The sequence below is a fragment of the Pseudomonas sp. 18173 genome (assembly GCF_050432945.1).
Classification (GTDB): Bacteria; Pseudomonadota; Gammaproteobacteria; order Pseudomonadales; family Pseudomonadaceae; genus Aquipseudomonas.
The window spans coordinates 1-765 of record NZ_JBKFTN010000078.1 but is presented as its reverse complement, the minus strand read 5'-3'; the positions used below and the strand labels follow the sequence as shown (position 1 = coordinate 765).

The 765-nt window shown below is 58.1% G+C and carries 1 protein-coding gene; it reads right to left on the bottom strand.

Annotated elements, in window-relative coordinates:
* Nucleotides 1–29 precede the first annotated feature (29 nt).
* A complete protein-coding gene (locus ACLD1X_RS29140) occupies nucleotides 30–383 on the bottom strand; it encodes an ATP-binding protein (RefSeq protein ID WP_429373734.1) in 354 nt (117 codons plus the stop codon).
* Between the last annotated feature and the right edge of the window lie 382 nt (nucleotides 384–765).

Here is a 765-nt window from a genome sequence, read left to right as displayed (position 1 = left end):
GAGCATGTTTTGTTGCTTGGCGGCGTTCATCAGTAGCCCTCCTTACCGCGTTGGGATTCCCACTCGAATGCCACACCAATGCAGCCGTTTTCGCGGATACGGTCGACACAGCGCGCACCAATTGCGTCGTTCAGTTCGATGGGAGATAGGTTGCTGACGATGATCGTCGGACGGCATTGCTCGTAACGACCATTGATGATGCTGAACAGAGTGGCCAGTTCGAACTCGCTCTGCTTGGTCGCGCCGACTTCATCAAGCACCAGCAGGTCCGCGCCGATCACCTCACGCAAGATGTGCTCCTCGGACTCGCCTGAGCGATCATTGAACGTCGCCCGAATCTCGCCGATAAGCGTGCCCACCGTGCGGTAAATCGCCTTGACCATGCACTCGTTGATCAGGTGACTGGCAGAGGCGATGGCCAGGTGGGTCTTGCCGGTACCGACTNTCACCTCACGCAAGATGTGCTCCTCGGACTCGCCTGAGCGATCATTGAACGTCGCCCGAATCTCGCCGATAAGCGTGCCCACCGTGCGGTAAATCGCCTTGACCATGCACTCGTTGATCAGGTGACTGGCAGAGGCGATGGCCAGGTGGGTCTTGCCGGTACCGACTTTCCCCAACAGCAACATGCAGCGACCTTCCCGGCGATGCTTCGAAAAGTTGTCGACGTAGTCGGTACAGGCATCTAGGGCAATCTGCTGTGCCGGGTTCGATACGACGAAATCGGCGAATGTCTTTTCCGCGAAGCGCTTCGGAATCCGGGCG

Bases quoted from the DNA above. Each gene is read 5' to 3' on its own strand.
- ACLD1X_RS29140 (WP_429373734.1), bottom strand. From the start codon at position 383: ATGGTCAAGGCGATTTACCGCACGGTGGGCACGCTTATCGGCGAGATT.